The organism is Oceanimonas doudoroffii (assembly GCF_002242685.1).
Lineage (GTDB): Bacteria > Pseudomonadota > Gammaproteobacteria > Enterobacterales > Aeromonadaceae > Oceanimonas > Oceanimonas doudoroffii.
In genome coordinates, this window is record NZ_NBIM01000010.1 from 15649 (window position 1) to 31285 (window position 15637).

Genomic DNA, 15637 nt, shown 5'->3' on the forward strand with positions numbered 1-15637 from the left:
TCATTAAAAAACACCACCCTGGCCATGGTGAAAAGATATTCAGTTGATGTGTTTATTTAATTGACCTCACAAATAAATATCGATATTTTTGTAATTTAGCCACTTATGGCAACGGACGCTTCAGAGCATGATGCGCTGACAAGAAAGCAGTCGCTCGGCCACCGAGCTCGAGCAATGGAGGAATGCAATGTCTCTTTATGATCCCCGGCTTGAGAAGGACAACTGTGGTTTTGGCCTAATCGCCCATACAGAAGGCGAAACCAGCCACAAGCTTGTTCGTCTCGCCATTTCGGCACTGGATCGCATGCAGCACAGGGGTGGTATCGCCGCCGACGGCAAAACCGGCGACGGTTGTGGCCTGCTGATGCAGAAACCCGACAGTTTCTTTCGCGCCGTGGCGGAAGACAAGGGCTGGAACCTGGGCCGCAAGTACGCGGTCGGCATGCTGTTCCTCAACCCGGATGCCGCACTGGCCGAACAACACCGCCAAATCATCAATGAAGAGCTGGAGCGGGAAACCCTGAGCCTGGTGGGCTGGCGCGAAGTGCCGGTCAACCCCGGCGTGCTGGGCGAGATCGCCAAGGCCTCGCTGCCGCGCATTGAGCAGGTGTTCGTCAACGCCCCCACCGGCTGGGCCGAAAAAGACATTGAGCGCCGCCTTTATATCGTGCGCCGCCGCATTGAAAAGCGCATCAGCGACGACTTCTTCTACGTGGTCAGCCTGTCCAACCTGGTGATGACCTACAAGGGCCTGTGCATGCCCGCGGATCTGCCCAGATTCTACCTGGATCTGGCCGACATTCGCCTGCAGTCCGCCATCTGCGTCTTCCACCAGCGCTTCTCCACCAACACCCAACCGCGCTGGCCGCTGGCCCAGCCGTTCCGCTTCCTGGCCCACAACGGTGAAATCAACACCATAGGCGGTAACCGCCAGTGGGCCCAGGCCCGGGGCTACAAGTTCGCCTCGCCGCTGCTGCCGGATCTGCAGGAGGCCGCCCCCTATGTGAACACCTCGGGCTCCGACTCCTCCAGCCTGGACAACATGCTGGAGCTGTTCCTGGCCGGCGGCATGGACTTGTTCCGCGCCATGCGCATGCTGATCCCGCCCGCCTGGCAGAAGAACCCGGCCATGGACGAAGACCTGCGCGCCTTTTACGACTTCAACTCCATGCACATGGAGCCCTGGGATGGCCCCGCCGGCATCGTGATGTCCGACGGCCGCTTCGCCGCCTGCGCCCTGGACCGCAACGGCCTGCGCCCGGCCCGCTTCGTGCGCACCAAAGACGGCTTTATCACCCTGGCATCGGAAATCGGCATCTGGGACTACACCCCGGACGAGGTGCTGGAAAAGGGCCGGGTCGGTCCTGGTGAGCTGTTCGTGGTAGACACCGCCAGTGGCAAGATCTGGACCAGCTTTGAAATCGATGACGACCTCAAGGGCCGCCACCCCTACAAGGAGTGGATGACCAAGCACAAGCGCAAACTGGAGCGCTTTGAAGACCTGCCCGACGACCAGGCCGGCCAGTGCGAACTGGATGAACAACAGCTGCGCACCTATCAGAAGCTGTTCGGCTATTCCATGGAAGAGCTGGATCAGGTCATTCGCGTAATGGGCGAAAACGGCCAGGAAGCTGTCGGCTCCATGGGCGACGATGCCCCCATGGCGGTACTGTCCAGCCGGGCCCGCTCCGTCTATGACTATTTCCGCCAGATGTTTGCCCAGGTGACCAACCCGCCCATCGATCCGTTGCGGGAAAACCACGTCATGTCCCTGGCCACCCTGATCGGCCGGGAGCAGAACGTATTCAACGAAACCCACGGCCATGCCCACCGGGTTCAGTTTGAATCGCCCATTCTGCTGTATTCCGACTTCCATCAGCTGATGGGCCTGGATCAGACGCACCACAAGCATGCGGTGCTGGATCTGAACTTTGACCCGGCCGAGGGCCTGAAGGCGGCACTGGAGCGGCTGTGCGAGGAAGCCACCGCCGCCGTGCGCGATGGCGCCGTGCTGCTGGTGCTGTCCGACCGTGCCATTCGCGAAGACCGGCTGCCGGTGCCGGCCGCCATGGCGGTGGGTGCGGTGCAACGCACTCTGGTGGAAGCCAACCTGCGCTGCGACTCCAACATTATCGTGGAAACTGCCAGCACTCGGGATCCGCACCAGTTTGCGGTGCTGCTGGGCTTTGGTGCCACCGCCATCTACCCCTACCTGGCCTACGAGACCCTGGGTCGCCAGGTGGCCGATGGCGTACTGAAGATGTCCCTGCGTGAGGCGCTGCTCAACTACCGCAACAGCATCAACAAGGGCCTGTACAAGGTGATGTCCAAGATGGGCATCAGCACCATCGCTTCCTACCGCTGCTCCCAGTTGTTTGAAGCCATCGGCCTGCACGACGACGTGGTGCAGTACTGCTTCAAGGGCGTATCCAGCCGCGTACAGGGTGCCGGTTTTGAGGATTTCCAGCAGGATCTGTTCAACCTGGCCAAACTGGCCTGGATTGCCCGCAAGCCCCTCAATCAGGGCGGCCTGCTCAAGTACGTGCACGGTGGCGAATATCACAGCTACAACCCGGATGTGGTTAACAGCCTGCAAAAGGCGGTGCGCTCCGGCAACTATGACGACTACAAGGCCTACGCCAAGCTGGTGAACGAACGTCCGGTGGCCATGCTGCGGGATCTGCTGACCCTCAAGCCCGCCGGCTCCGGCATCGATCTGAGCCAGGTTGAGCCGGCCACCGAGCTGTTCCCGCGCTTTGACAGCGCTGCCATGTCCATCGGCGCCCTGGGCCCGGAAGCCCACGAGTCTCTGGCCATTGCCATGAACCGTCTCGGCGGCCAGAGCAACTCCGGTGAAGGCGGTGAAGATCCCCGTCGATTCAACAGCCTGAGAAACTCCAAAATCAAGCAGGTGGCGTCTGGTCGCTTTGGTGTTACCCCGCACTACCTGATGAACGCCGAGGTCATTCAGATCAAGGTGGCCCAGGGCGCCAAGCCCGGCGAGGGCGGCCAGCTGCCCGGCCACAAGGTGACCGCCGAGATCGCCAAGCTGCGTTACGCGGTGCCGGGCGTGACCCTGATTTCACCGCCGCCGCACCACGATATCTACTCCATCGAGGATCTGGCCCAGCTGATCTTCGACATCAAGCAGATCAACCCGAGCTGCATGGTATCGGTCAAACTGGTCTCCGAGCCCGGCGTGGGCACCATTGCCACCGGTGTGGCCAAGGCCTATGCGGACCTGATCACCGTGTCCGGCTATGACGGCGGCACCGGCGCCAGCCCGCTGACCTCGGTCAAATACGCCGGCTCCCCCTGGGAACTGGGCCTGGCCGAAACCCAGCAGGCGCTGGTGGCCAACGGCCTGCGCCACAAGGTGCGGCTGCAGGTGGACGGCGGCCTCAAGACCGGCCTCGACATCGTCAAGGCGGCCATTCTCGGCGCCGAAAGCTTTGGCTTTGGCACCGGCCCCATGGTAGCCCTGGGCTGCAAGTACCTGCGTATCTGCCACCTGAACAACTGCGCCACCGGCGTGGCCACCCAGGACGAGAAACTGCGCCGGGATCACTTCCTCGGCCTGCCGGAAATGGTGGAGAACTATTTCAAGTTCATCGCCGAGGAAACCCGCGAGCTGATGGCCCAGTTGGGCGTAACCAAGCTGACCGATCTGATTGGCCGCACCGACCTGCTGGAAGCCCTGCCCGGCCTCACCGCCAAGCAGCAGAAGCTGGACTTGTCCGGCATTCTGGCCAAACCCGAGCCCAAGCCGGGCCTGGGCGTGTTCTGCCAGGAAGGCAACCCCAACTTCGACAAGGGTGTGCTGAACCTGAAGATGACCGAAGACGCCCTGGCCGCGGTAGAGAGCAAAAGCGGCGGCGACTTCTATTACAGCATTCGCAATACCGACAGATCCGTGGGTGCCCGCCTGTCCGGAGAAATCGCCAAACGCCACGGTAACCAGGGCATGGCGGCGGATCCGGTGCGTATTCACCTGGACGGCACCGCCGGCCAGAGCTTTGGGGTGTGGAACGCCGGCGGCTTGGAAATGATCCTGACCGGTGACGCCAACGACTATGTGGGCAAGGGCATGACCGGCGGCAAGCTGGTGATCAAGTCCCACGTGGGCGTGGCCTTTTCTTCCAAGGACGCCACCCTGGCGGGCAACACCTGCCTCTATGGCGCCACCGGCGGCCACCTGTACGTGGCCGGCCGCGCCGGCGAGCGTTTCGCGGTGCGCAACTCCGGTGCCATCGCCGTGGTGGAAGGCCTGGGCGACAACGGCTGTGAATACATGACCAGCGGCATTGTGACCGTGCTGGGCCGCACCGGCGTGAACTTCGCGGCGGGCATGACCGGCGGCTTTGCCTATGTGCTGGATGAAAGCGATGATTTCGAGCTCAGAACCAACTTTGAGCTGGTTGAGCTGCTGGGGCTGGACGAGCTGGTGATCCACCAGGAGCACCTGCGCGGCATCATCACCCAACATCTGCAGGAAACCGGTAGCGACCGGGCGCAGGAAATACTGGCCAATTTTGACCGTTACCTGCCCATGTTCAAGCTGGTCAAACCCAAATCCAGCGATGTGAAATCCCTGCTGGGCCACCAGAGTCGCTCCACCGCCGAGCTTCGGGTCCACGCGCAGTAAAGGAAGATTGTGATGAGCCAGAACGTATTTCAGTTTATAGACGTACAACGTGTCGATCCGCCCAAGAAGCCCATCGGCACCCGTAAAATCGAGTTCGTGGAAATCTACGAACCCTTTTCAGACAGCCAGGCCCAAATGCAGGCCGACCGCTGCCTGGACTGCGGCAACCCTTACTGCGAGTGGAAGTGCCCGGTACACAACTACATTCCCAACTGGCTGAAACTGGCCAACGAAGGACGTATTTTCGAAGCGGCGGATCTGTGCCACCAGACCAACAGCCTGCCCGAAGTCTGCGGCCGGGTGTGCCCCCAGGATCGGCTGTGCGAGGGTTCCTGCACCCTGAACGATGAGTTCGGTGCCGTGACCATCGGCAATATCGAAAAGTACATCACCGACAAGGCCTTTGAGATGGGCTGGCGTCCTGATATGTCCAAGGTGGTGAAGACCGACAAAAAGGTCGCGGTTATCGGTGCCGGCCCCGCCGGGCTGGCCTGTGCCGACATTCTGGCCCGTAACGGCGTTACCCCTGTGGTATTTGACCGTTACCCGGAAATCGGTGGCCTGCTGACCTTTGGCATTCCCTCGTTCAAGCTGGAAAAGTCGGTGATGAGCCGTCGCCGGGAAGTGTTCACCGAGATGGGCGTGGAATTCCGCCTCAACACCGAGGTGGGCAAGGACGTGTCCTTCCAGAGCCTGGTAGACGACTATGACGCCGTCTTCCTGGCCGTGGGCACCTACAAGTACCTGCGCGGCGGCCTGGCCAACGAGAATGCCGAAGGCGTGCACGATGCCCTGCCCTTCCTGATCTCCAACGCCAACCGGGTGCTGGGTTTTGAGAAGCAGGCGGCCGACTACATCGACATGACCGGCAAAAAGGTGGTGGTACTGGGCGGTGGTGACACCGCCATGGACTGTGTACGCACCTCCATTCGCCAGGGCGCCGACAACGTCATCTGTGCCTACCGTCGGGACGAGGCCAACATGCCCGGCTCCCGCCGCGAGGTGCAGAACGCCCGGGAAGAAGGAGTGAACTTCATGTTCAACCTGCAGCCCACCGGCATACGTGTGGACGACAACGGCAAGGTGACCGGCGTGGAAGTGGTCTCCACCCAGCTGGGTGAACCCGACGCCAACGGCCGCCGCCGCCCCGAGCCGGTACCCGGTTCCGAGCAGGTACTGGAGGCCGACGCCGTGATCATGGCCTTTGGTTTCCAGCCCCACGAGCAGCCCTGGCTGAAGGAATTCGGCATTGAGGCCGACCAGTGGGGCCGGGTTGTCGCCCCCGAGCAGGCCGAGTTCGCCTACCAGACCAGCAACCCGCACATCTTCGCCGGCGGCGATGCGGTGCGCGGCTCCGATCTGGTGGTGACCGCCATCGCCGAAGGCCGCAAGGCCGCCGACGGCATCATGGACTATATCGGCGTGTAAGCTCGATTATCTTCATGTGCAAAGGCCGCTCAATGAGCGGCCTTTTTGTTTGAACTGTCAGTTGAATCGTGCAAATACGTCGGCCAAAGGGCACTGCTTCTTCGGCACACCGTAAACCCATCCTTGGCGCGAAGGGCGCGCCGAAGCAGACACCCTTTGCCCTCCTTATTCACCACCGAGCTGTCTGAAGATATTTGCTGGCAACACTGGAGTTACCTGAAGCAACGGTAGGGATTGCCGGAGCCGACCGTCAAATGCCATGGATGGCATTTGCCGAGCGTTCCAAGGATGGGCTCGAAGCGTGTCGGCGCAGGCAACCCTGCTGGTGCTTCGCATGGCAGGCCTTCAGGACGAATTCCCCCTTTCTGCAATCGGCCTTTTTCCTTGATGGTGTTACACTTGCGGCCATCATTTTTGCGGAAATCAGTGTTATGACTATCGGAATTATCGGGGCCATGGAGCAGGAAGTGGCCGAGCTGCGCGCCCTGCTGGAGAACGCCACCACCACAACGGTCGGCGGCTGCGAATTTTATCGAGGCAGCCTGTCCGGCAAGGACGTGGTGATCACCCGCTCCGGCATCGGCAAGGTGGCCGCCAGCATCGCCACCACATTGCTGCTGGAGCGCTTTGCACCCAACTGCGTGATCAACACCGGCTCCGCCGGCGGCTTTGATCCGGCCCTGCACGTGGGCGATGTGGTAGTGTCCAGCGAGGTGCGCTTTCACGACGTGGACGTAACCGCCTTTGGTTACGAAATGGGCCAGATGGCTCAGCAGCCACCGGCCTTTACCGCCGATCCCGCCCTGGTGGAGCTGGCCCGCGAATGCCTCACCGGCCAGGAAGAGATTCACTCGGCAGTGGGACTTATCTGCACCGGCGACCAGTTTATGCACCGGGAAGATCAGTTGAAAAAAGCCGTGACCGATTTTCCCTCCATGAAGGCCTGCGAAATGGAAGCCGGTGCCATCGCCCAGGTATGCCATCAGTTCAAGGTGCCTTTCGTGGTGGTGCGCGCCCTGTCTGACATCGCCGGCAAGGAACAGGCCGAGTCCTTTGAAGCCTTCCTGGAAGTGGCCGCCCGCCACTCCTCGGCCATGGTCAAGGCCATGGTGCAGCGCTTGCCCGGCTAAACCATGGCACACCTGCTCGAGCATTCGCTGACCCTGCTGACCCTGGCGCTGCTGCTCAGCCTGCTGCAGCCCGCCGATCGCCTGCAGCCGCTGCTGACCGCGGGCCTGGCCCGGCTGGGCCGGCGGCTAAACAAGTCCGGCTATGGCCAGGGTTATTTGCGGGCGGCGGGCGTCGGCCTGTGGCTGGTGGTGCTACTGCCACTGCTGGCGGCCTGGTGGGCGCTGGCAGAGCTGGCCCCCTGGCCGGCCCTGCTCGATGTGCTGCTGCTGTGGGCCTGCCTCGATGCGGGCCGGCTCACACGGCGGTTGCCACAAACACTTCGGCAAATTCCCGAGCAACGCCATCTGGCCCGGCTGACCCTGGCGCCCCTGTGTTTGCGCCAGACCGATCCGCTGTCGGAGCTGGGACTGCGCAAGGCGGTGGCGGAAGTGGCGGTGTTGCGGCTGGCCGGTGACTTTACCCTGGCCTGCTGGTACCTGGTCGGTGGCATTTACGCCGCTCTTGGCTTTGCCCTGCTGCGACTGGCGGTGCAGGCCTGGCCGGCCAAGCTGGCCAACTGGCGTGCCTTTGGCTCCCTGCCCTCTGCCCTGTATCGGGCCATGGCCTGGCTGCCGTTCCACCTGCTGGCCCTGACCCTGCTGATTTACCCCGGCTCCCGCCGGGCCCTGGCGGCCTGGTCCAGAGGCGGCCTGTGGGCCTTTCCCGCCGCCGGCAGGGCGCTGGCGGTGGCCGCCGGCGGCGTGGATGCCGGTCTGGGCGGCCCACGCCGCTATACGCAAGCCACCGATTACTACCCCAAGCTGGGCAGTGGCAACCCCATCGGCTTCGCTCAGGCACACAGCCTGCTGCTGCGACTGAGCCTGGCGCCGCTGTTCTGGCTGTCGCTGGCCTGGACCCTGACCCTGGTTCCCCTGTTTTATGACTAAATGGCTGTTATGCCTGCTGCTGGTGCCTTGCCTGGCCGTTGCCGAGCCCAGGCGCATCGTCAGCCTGGCCCCTCACATTACCGAAATCCTGTTCGCCATCGGTGCCGGTGACCAGGTGGTGGGCGTGGACGAAGCCAGCGACTACCCCGAAGCCGTGGCCAGACTGCCCAAAATCGCCAATTATCGTTCCATTAACCTCGAAGGCATTCTTGCCCTGAATCCCGATTTGGTGATCGCCTGGCAAAGCGCCCAGTCACTGCAGGTGCAACCCCTGATTCGGCTGGGCATTGAGGTGGCCTATTCCGAGCCCAAACGGCTTGTCGACCTCGGCGACGATCTGGAGCGTTTTGGCCGGCTCACCGGCCATGAGCAACAGGCCGCACAGGTAGCCGCCCACTACAGGCGCACCCTTGACGCCCTGCGTGAACAGTATCGGGGAGTGACGTCGGTAAGCGTGTTTTATCAGCTGAACGAGGTGCCGCTGATGTCTACCAGCCGCCATACCTGGATTGGCCAGGCGGTCAGCCTGTGCGGAGGCGCCAGCATCACCGCCGACAGTCCCACGCCCTATCCGCAGATCGATCGGGAATTCGTGCTGGCGCGAAACCCCGAGGTGATACTGGCGGAAAGCCAGCAGGCGCTGAACGCCTGGCACGCCTGGCCGGAGCTGACCGCGGTCAGCCGCAGGCAGCTGTTTACCATCAATGTCGACGCCCTGCACCGCTTTACGCCCCGCACCGCCGGCGGCATTGCCGCCCTGTGCCGGCAACTGGAGCTGGCACGGCATTCCGGGCAGCGACTGGATTGAGGTATGCTGGTGCGCCCTGTACCATGGCGCCCCTTTTTTATTGAGGTAAAGACAAGTGTTGCCGCTGGTTGAATCGGTGTTTTACTGGAGCGATTTGTTCGGCACCGCCGTGTTCGCCTTTTCCGGCGTATTGGTGGCGGGCCGCCTGCGCATGGACGGCTTTGGCGTTATCGTGCTGGCGGCCGTGACCGCCATCGGCGGCGGCACCATTCGGGACCTTATTATTGGTGCCGAGCAGGTGTTCTGGGTGGCCAATACCGTCTACCTTTGGGTGATCCTCGGCACCGCCCTGCTGGGGCTTTATCTCGTGCATCTGCCCCGGCGCCTGCCCTGGTACATGCTGCCCCTGGCCGATGCCTTTGGCCTGGCCATTTTTACCGTGATCGGCGCCGACAAGGCCCTGAGCCACGGCACTTCGGGCATGGTGGCAGTGGTGATGGGGGTGATCACCGGGGTCGCCGGGGGCATGATTCGGGATGTGCTGGCCCGGGAAGTTCCCATGGTACTGCAGCGGGAAATCTATGCCACCGCCTGCATTCTGGGCGGCATGCTCTATACCGGCTCCCTGGCACTCGGCCTGCCGGTCCTGCTGGCTACCGGGCTGGGCATGCTGGGCACCTTTGTGCTGCGGGTGGCCGCCATTCGCTGGCACCTGTCCTTGCCCGCCTTTTCCCTGACGCGGTAAACCTGCCGACGTTGAACGTCATAAAAAAGGGCAGCTCTTTCGAGCTGCCCTTTTTAGCGTAAGCGTCAGGCTCAGGCCACGGTCACTTTGGCGAACTTGCGCTTGCCCACCTGATATACCGCCTGGCCGGGCTGCACCTGCAGCTTGCCGTCTTCCAGCTTCTCACCGTCCACCTTGACCGCACCCTGCTTAATCATGCGCAGGGCTTCAGAGGTTGAAGCCACCAGGCCTGCGTCCTTCAGCAGGTTGGCGATGCCCATGCCTTCGGCACCGGCGGTCAGGGTCACTTCCGGCAGGTCGTCGGGAATGGCGTTCTTTTGAAACCGCTGCACAAAGTCCTGATGGGCCTGCTCGGCGGCCGCTTCATTGTGGTAGCGGGTGATGATTTCCTTGGCCAGCAGGATCTTGGTATCGCGGGGGTTGGCGCCGTTGGCCACTTCCTGCTTGAGGGCGGCCAGCTCGTCCAGGCTGCGGCGGGACAGCAGCTCGAAGTAGCGCCACATCAGCTCGTCGGACAGTGACATGATCTTGCCGAACATCTCGTTCGGGGCTTCATCCACACCAATGTAGTTGCCGGCGGACTTGGACATCTTCTTGATGCCGTCCAGGCCTTCCAGCAGCGGCATGGTCAGCACCACCTGGGGCGACATGCCTTCGTCCTTCTGCAGCTCGCGGCCCATCAGCAGGTTGAACTTCTGATCGGTACCGCCCAGCTCCACGTCCGCCTTAAGGGCCACGGAATCGTAACCCTGCAGCAGCGGGTACATAAACTCGTGAATGGCAATGGACTGGCCGGACGCGTAGCGTTTTTTGAAATCGTCCCGCTCCAGCATACGCGCCACGGTCAGCTTGGAAGCCAGCCGAATCATGCCGGTAGCACCCAGTTCGCCGAGCCAGCTGGAGTTGTACACTATCTCGGTTTTCGCCGGGTCCAGCACCTTGAACGCCTGCTCGGCATAGGTTTTGGCATTCTCTGCCACCTGTTCGGCGGACAGCGGCGGGCGGGTGGTGTTCTTGCCGGAAGGATCCCCAACCTGGGCGGTAAAGTCGCCGATCAGCAGCAGCACCTCATGACCCAGGTCCTGGAACTGACGCAGCTTGTTAAGGATCACGGTGTGGCCCAGGTGAATATCGGGGGCGGTAGGATCCATGCCCAGTTTCACCCGCAGCGGACGACCTTCCTTCAGCTTGGCAATCAGCTCTTCTTCAACCAGTATCTCTTCGGCACCACGTTTGATTTCCGCCAGCGCCGCTTCCAGCTGGGACATGACAACTTCACTCCTGTTCGGTGTGCCTGACAGGCCACTCCCCATGGACGCCGAAAACACGGGCAGTCGGGGTAAAAGGTGGTGCAGGCGAGATCATTAAGAAACAAGCCATATTACTGGAATGGCGCGAAAATTGGAAAGACTGTAGAATTTTTGGCAGTTATCAGGGAAGAGCACACGATGCCCGTTATCAGACTGTTCAGAATACTGCCCCGCGGCCACCGCATTGCCATTTCGATTCTCGCCGCCGGCATGGGATTGCTGACCTTGCTCCCCAGCGAATCGGCCCTGGCCAGCCGCGACCGCCCCACCGGGATCACCGTCGGCGAGCCCCAGACCCTGCCGCTGGAGGTGGAAAACATTCCGTTTATCGATAATCGCATCCACACGCGTGAGCAGGTGGTGCAAATCCGCTCCGGCGACACCCTGTCGCTCATCTTTGCCCGACTGCAGCTGCCCTCGGCCCTGCTGCACAATATCAGCCAGCTGTCGACCGCCGCGCCGCTGCAAACCCTGCACCCGGGGGACAAGCTGACCTTTCGCCTTGATCGGGAAGACCGCTTCGTCGGCCTGCAATATCCCCTCGATGCCGCCCGCACCCTGGAAATTCGCCAGGGCCAGGACGGGTTGGAAAGCCGGGTACACAGTGTGGAACTGGAAAGTCGCAACAAGTTTGCCCAGGGCAAGGTCGACTCCAGTTTCTGGAATGCCGGGGTCTCCGCCGGGCTCAGTGCTGGCCAGATCATGAGCCTGGCCGGCATGTTCGCCTGGGATCTGGACTTTGCCCTCGACATTCGCGCCGGCGACCACTTCACCGTGCTGTTTGAAGAAACCTACAAAGACGGCTTTCGCGTGGGCACCGGCGATATTCTTGCCGCCGAGTTCGTGAACCAGGGCAATGTCTATCGGGCGGTGCGCCACGACGACGGCAATTATTACTCGCCGGAAGGCCGGGCCATGCGCAAGAGCTTTCTGCGCGCCCCGGTGAACTTCAGCCATATCAGTTCCAACTTCAACCCGCGCCGGTTGCATCCGGTCACCGGTCAGGTGCGGCCGCACCGCGGCATTGATTATGCCGCCCGCACCGGTACTCCCGTGGTGGCGGCGGGCAGCGGCGTGGTGACCGAGTCGGGCTACAACCGCTTTAACGGCAACTATGTGTTTATTCGCCATGACGGCACCTACCTCACCAAGTACCTGCACCTGCATGAACGGCTGGTGAAAAAGGGACAGAGGGTGAAGCAGGAGCAAAAAATCGGCACCGTGGGCGCCACCGGCCGAGTGACCGGTCCACACCTGCACTACGAGTTTCTGGTCAACGGCGTGCATCAGGATCCCAAAACCGTCAAGCTGCCCCAGGCCGCCAAGCTGCCGGCGGCAGAGCTGGCCCGCTTTCAGCCCAGGGCCAACCAACTGCTGGCCCAGCTGACCCGGGTCAGCGAGATCATGCTGGCAAAAAATTAGCTGCCGGTTCTCGGCATTGGCACGGGAACGTCGCCCCGGCTTCAATAAAAAACGGCCCGCTTGCTGCGGGCCGTTTTTTATTCGCTGGACACAAAGTCGGGCAGGCTTGCCAGTCGCTCGCGCCAGCTGGCCGCCTCGGCCTCGAGATTCTGATAGGGGCTGGCCTCAAAACGACCCCAAATGGGGCCGGGCCAGGCATCATCCCCGGTAAAGCGGGCGACATGATGCAGATGAAGCTGGGGCACCATGTTGCCCAGTGCCGCCACATTGAGCTTGTCCGGCAACAGCGCTGTTTCCATCAGCCGGCCAAGGGCACAGGACTCGCGCATCAGCTGTTGCTGCTCGTCCTCACTCAAATGATGGATCTCACGAATATCGGCACGCCGGGGCACCAGGATCAGCCAGGGATAGCGGCCGTCTTTGGCGAGCAACACTCGGCTCAGGGGCAGATCACCCAGCACCATACCATCGGCCGCCAGGCGCTCGTGCAACACAAAGCCGCTCATGAATCCTTGCCGAAATGCATCCGCAGGTAGGCGGCAATATCCGCCGACTCATACAACCAAAAATAGTCGCCGTTGTCCTGTTCAATACGCAGGCAGGGCACCATACGCTGACCACCGCCGGCCATCAGCGCCTGCAGGTGTTCGGAGTCATTGGTGTCGTACTCGGCCAGTTCCAGGCCCAGTTCGGCCACCACGGCTTTAACACGCTGGCAATAGGGACACCATTCTTTCTGATACAGCGCCAGCCGCTCGGGGCTGTTTACCGCCGGCGCCGCCTCGGCGGCCTGGCTTGCACCGCCGCCAAAAAAGTCAAACAGGGACATATGCGCCTCAGATGCTGAAGGAAGAACCGCAGCCGCAGGTGCTGGTGGCGTTGGGGTTGGTCACCAGAAAGCGGGAGCCTTCCAGGCCTTCCACGTAATCGACGGTGCCGCCCACCAGATACTGCAGGCTCATGGCATCCACCACCATGACGATGCCGTTCTTTTCGATCACGGTGTCGCCGTCGTTGCTGCTTTCGTCAAAGGTAAAGCCGTACTGAAAACCGGAACAGCCGCCGCCGGTAATATAGACCCGCAGCTTCAGATTGGGGTTTTCCTCTTCGGCGATCAGGGCCTTGACCTTGTTCGCTGCCGCATCACTCATCTGGATCGGCAGGGGGACTGCTTCGCTCATCACTACCTCGTTAATATCGGTGTCGGCAAAATTATCCAATACCCGACCAATCAGTTCAAGTATTGTGCGACTCAGGCCGATTCTCGGCCTGAGTGGATTTTGTTATAGTCGGCCCACACCGGCCGCCACGCCGCGGCCTTTCACGCTCATGAACACCAAGGATTATGTGCATGTCCAAGTCTGACGAACTCTTTAACCAGGCCCGCCGCTTTATTCCCGGCGGTGTCAACTCACCGGTGCGCGCCTTCAGTGGCGTGGGTGGCACGCCCCGTTTTATCGAGCGCGCCGACGGCGCCCGCATGTATGACGTGGATGGCAACAGTTACATCGATTACGTGGGTTCCTGGGGTCCGATGATTCTGGGCCACAACGCCGCCGTGGTAAAAGATGCGGTGATCGAGGCCGTGTCCCGCGGCCTGAGCTTTGGCGCCCCCACCGGGGTGGAAGTGACCATGGCCGAGAAGGTGTCCCAGCTGGTGCCCTCCATGGAGCAGGTGCGCATGGTCAACTCCGGCACCGAGGCCACCATGAGCGCCATTCGTCTGGCTCGGGGCTTTACCGGTCGCGACAAGATTCTGAAGTTTGAAGGCTGCTACCACGGTCATGCCGACTGCCTGCTGGTCAAGGCCGGCTCCGGTGCCCTGACCCTGGGCCAGCCCAATTCCCCCGGTGTGCCCGCCGACTTTGCCAAGCACACCCTGACCTGCACCTTTAACGATCTGGACTCGGTGCGGGCCGCCTTTGAGGCCGCCCCCGCGGACATCGCCTGTATCATCGTGGAGCCGGTGGCCGGCAACATGAATTGCATTCCCCCCGCCCCCGGCTTCCTGGAAGGCCTGCGCACCCTCTGTGACGAGTTCGGTGCCCTGCTGATCTTTGACGAAGTGATGTGCGGTTTCCGCGCGTCTCTGGGCGGCGCTCAGGAGCGCTTTGGTGTGAAACCCGATCTGACCACCCTGGGCAAGATCATCGGCGGCGGCATGCCGGTGGGCGCCTTTGGCGGTCGCCGTGACGTGATGGAGCACCTGGCGCCCACCGGCCCCGTGTATCAGGCCGGCACCCTGTCCGGCAACCCGGTGGCCATGGCCGCGGGCCTGGCCACCCTGAACGCCATCGGCCAGCCCGGTGTGTACGAAGCCCTGGAGCGAAAAACCAAGGAGCTGGTGGATGGCCTGCAGGCCGCGGCAGACAAGCACGGTATCCCCTTTACCACCAACCGGGTCGGCGCCATGTTTGGTTTCTTCTTTACCGAGGAGAAAAACATCAGTTGCTACGAGCAGGTCACCCGCTGCGATCTGGGCGTCTTCAAGCGCTTCTTCCACCTGATGCTGGATCACGGCGTCTACCTGGCTCCCAGCGCCTTTGAAGCGGGCTTTATGTCTCTGGCCCACGGTGAGCAGGAAATTGCCGACACCCTGGCCGCCGCCGACAAGGCCTTTGCCGCGCTCAAGGGCTAAGGTTTAAGCAAACCGGTTTCGAGAAACAGTAACTGGGATTGCCGTAACGAAGTCAAAAGCCTGCTGCGAACATTCATGTTGTTCGCAGCAGGCTTTTTTAATGAGTGGCTTTCGCCGTGGCGTGTCGGTGGAGGTACCCTGTAGTTTCGATCGCCAGACTCTCCTCCTACGCCGGCCGCTGAATCTCCACCAAGGGTGCCTCCAGCAGCTCCACGCTGTTGCCGTCAGGGTCCATGATAAACACATACCGCTCACAGGTCTGGCCCGGTACCGGGGTCGGCTTGTCGGCCAACAGTCCGGCACCGTGCAGGCTGCTTAACGCATTGTCCAGATCCTCCACCTGCAACGCGAAATGCCTGAGCCCCAGCCGATGACCATGGGCCCAGGGCGGTAGCGCCGCCAGATCCGGCTCGTCCGCCGGGCGAAAACAGTACAACTCCAGTCGCGCCTGCCCCAGGCGCAGGTGACAGATCTGCAGCACGCCCTGCTCATCCTGCCAGCGATAATCCGGCTCAAAACCGAGCCCCCGGTAAAACCCTTCGGCCGCATCCAAGTTTCGCACGTTCAGGGTTACATGATGAAAAGCAAACATGGCGGTCACCTCCGTCTCTCTATTCAGCATATACGGAGACGGCGGCTTTCAC

13 protein-coding genes are annotated in these 15637 nt (G+C 61.9%); 8 read left to right on the forward strand and 5 right to left on the reverse strand.

The window, feature by feature from the left end; genetic code table 11:
* Nucleotides 1-187 precede the first annotated feature (187 nt).
* The 6 genes from gltB (at nucleotide 188) to B6S08_RS17165 (ending at nucleotide 9623) form a co-directional block, all read left to right on the forward strand.
* Nucleotides 188-4645, forward strand: a complete 4458-nt coding sequence (gltB, locus tag B6S08_RS17140; protein WP_094202033.1) for a glutamate synthase large subunit — start codon at nucleotides 188-190, stop codon at nucleotides 4643-4645.
* Between the two features lie 12 nt (nucleotides 4646-4657).
* Nucleotides 4658-6073, forward strand: coding sequence for an FAD-dependent oxidoreductase (locus tag B6S08_RS17145; protein ID WP_094202034.1), 1416 nt, complete (start codon nucleotides 4658-4660; stop codon nucleotides 6071-6073).
* 431 nt (nucleotides 6074-6504) lie between these two features.
* A complete protein-coding gene (gene mtnN / locus B6S08_RS17150; RefSeq protein ID WP_094202035.1) occupies nucleotides 6505-7203 on the forward strand; it encodes a 5'-methylthioadenosine/S-adenosylhomocysteine nucleosidase in 699 nt (232 codons plus the stop codon).
* Between the two features lie 3 nt (nucleotides 7204-7206).
* Nucleotides 7207-8130, forward strand: a complete 924-nt coding sequence (locus B6S08_RS17155; RefSeq protein ID WP_094202036.1) for a cobalamin biosynthesis protein — start codon at nucleotides 7207-7209, stop codon at nucleotides 8128-8130.
* Nucleotides 8123-8938 carry a cobalamin-binding protein gene (locus tag B6S08_RS17160; RefSeq protein WP_094202037.1) on the forward strand — a complete coding sequence of 272 codons (816 nt, stop codon included), beginning with the start codon at nucleotides 8123-8125 and terminating at the stop codon, nucleotides 8936-8938. Before B6S08_RS17155 ends, B6S08_RS17160 begins: the two co-directional genes overlap by 8 nt.
* Nucleotides 8939-8993: 55 nt before the next feature.
* Entirely contained in the window at nucleotides 8994-9623 is a 630-nt protein-coding gene (locus tag B6S08_RS17165; protein ID WP_094202038.1) for a trimeric intracellular cation channel family protein, read from the forward strand.
* Between the two features lie 71 nt (nucleotides 9624-9694).
* Here B6S08_RS17165 and tyrS read toward each other — a convergent pair whose 3' ends face one another.
* On the reverse strand, nucleotides 9695-10891 hold the full coding sequence (gene tyrS / locus B6S08_RS17170) for a tyrosine--tRNA ligase (protein WP_094202039.1): 1197 nt from the start codon (nucleotides 10889-10891) through the stop codon (nucleotides 9695-9697).
* A gap of 180 nt (nucleotides 10892-11071) precedes the next feature.
* On the opposite strand from tyrS, the gene B6S08_RS17175 reads away from it, so the two are divergent.
* Nucleotides 11072-12355: a peptidoglycan DD-metalloendopeptidase family protein gene (locus B6S08_RS17175; RefSeq protein WP_094202040.1), complete on the forward strand. Its 1284-nt coding sequence runs from the start codon at nucleotides 11072-11074 to the stop codon at nucleotides 12353-12355.
* Between the two features lie 77 nt (nucleotides 12356-12432).
* Here B6S08_RS17175 and B6S08_RS17180 read toward each other — a convergent pair whose 3' ends face one another.
* Genes B6S08_RS17180 through erpA form a run of 3 tightly spaced genes read right to left on the reverse strand, consistent with a single transcriptional unit; the run spans nucleotide 12433 to nucleotide 13536 of the window.
* Nucleotides 12433-12861 (reverse strand): HIT domain-containing protein, encoded by a 429-nt coding sequence (locus B6S08_RS17180; RefSeq protein ID WP_094202041.1) that lies wholly within the window; start codon nucleotides 12859-12861, stop codon nucleotides 12433-12435.
* Nucleotides 12858-13184, reverse strand: a complete 327-nt coding sequence (locus tag B6S08_RS17185) for a glutaredoxin family protein (protein ID WP_094202042.1) — start codon at nucleotides 13182-13184, stop codon at nucleotides 12858-12860. The genes B6S08_RS17180 and B6S08_RS17185 overlap by 4 nt, the downstream gene beginning before the upstream one ends.
* A gap of 7 nt (nucleotides 13185-13191) precedes the next feature.
* Nucleotides 13192-13536, reverse strand: a complete 345-nt coding sequence (gene erpA, locus B6S08_RS17190; RefSeq protein ID WP_094202075.1) for an iron-sulfur cluster insertion protein ErpA — start codon at nucleotides 13534-13536, stop codon at nucleotides 13192-13194.
* Nucleotides 13537-13706: 170 nt separating this feature from the next.
* Here erpA and hemL point away from each other — a divergent pair, with 170 nt between their 5' ends.
* Entirely contained in the window at nucleotides 13707-14993 is a 1287-nt protein-coding gene (gene hemL, locus B6S08_RS17195) for a glutamate-1-semialdehyde 2,1-aminomutase (RefSeq protein WP_094202043.1), read from the forward strand.
* Between the two features lie 166 nt (nucleotides 14994-15159).
* Here the strand turns inward: hemL and B6S08_RS17200 are convergent, their stop codons facing one another.
* Nucleotides 15160-15585 carry a VOC family protein gene (locus B6S08_RS17200; RefSeq protein WP_094202044.1) on the reverse strand — a complete coding sequence of 142 codons (426 nt, stop codon included), beginning with the start codon at nucleotides 15583-15585 and terminating at the stop codon, nucleotides 15160-15162.
* Between the last annotated feature and the right edge of the window lie 52 nt (nucleotides 15586-15637).

Excerpts from the sequence above, each read along its gene's own strand:
- gltB (WP_094202033.1), top strand. The coding sequence starts at position 188 with ATGTCTCTTTATGATCCCCGGCTTGAGAAGGACAACTGTGGTTTTGGC.
- B6S08_RS17145 (WP_094202034.1), top strand. The coding sequence starts at position 4,658 with ATGAGCCAGAACGTATTTCAGTTTATAGACGTACAACGTGTCGATCCG.
- mtnN (WP_094202035.1), top strand. The coding sequence starts at position 6,505 with ATGACTATCGGAATTATCGGGGCCATGGAGCAGGAAGTGGCCGAGCTG.
- B6S08_RS17155 (WP_094202036.1), top strand. The coding sequence starts at position 7,207 with ATGGCACACCTGCTCGAGCATTCGCTGACCCTGCTGACCCTGGCGCTG.
- B6S08_RS17160 (WP_094202037.1), top strand. The coding sequence starts at position 8,123 with ATGACTAAATGGCTGTTATGCCTGCTGCTGGTGCCTTGCCTGGCCGTT.
- tyrS (WP_094202039.1), bottom strand. The coding sequence starts at position 10,891 with ATGTCCCAGCTGGAAGCGGCGCTGGCGGAAATCAAACGTGGTGCCGAA.
- B6S08_RS17175 (WP_094202040.1), top strand. The coding sequence starts at position 11,072 with ATGCCCGTTATCAGACTGTTCAGAATACTGCCCCGCGGCCACCGCATT.
- B6S08_RS17180 (WP_094202041.1), bottom strand. The coding sequence starts at position 12,861 with ATGAGCGGCTTTGTGTTGCACGAGCGCCTGGCGGCCGATGGTATGGTG.
- B6S08_RS17185 (WP_094202042.1), bottom strand. The coding sequence starts at position 13,184 with ATGTCCCTGTTTGACTTTTTTGGCGGCGGTGCAAGCCAGGCCGCCGAG.
- erpA (WP_094202075.1), bottom strand. The coding sequence starts at position 13,536 with ATGAGCGAAGCAGTCCCCCTGCCGATCCAGATGAGTGATGCGGCAGCG.
- hemL (WP_094202043.1), top strand. The coding sequence starts at position 13,707 with ATGTCCAAGTCTGACGAACTCTTTAACCAGGCCCGCCGCTTTATTCCC.
- B6S08_RS17200 (WP_094202044.1), bottom strand. The coding sequence starts at position 15,585 with ATGTTTGCTTTTCATCATGTAACCCTGAACGTGCGAAACTTGGATGCG.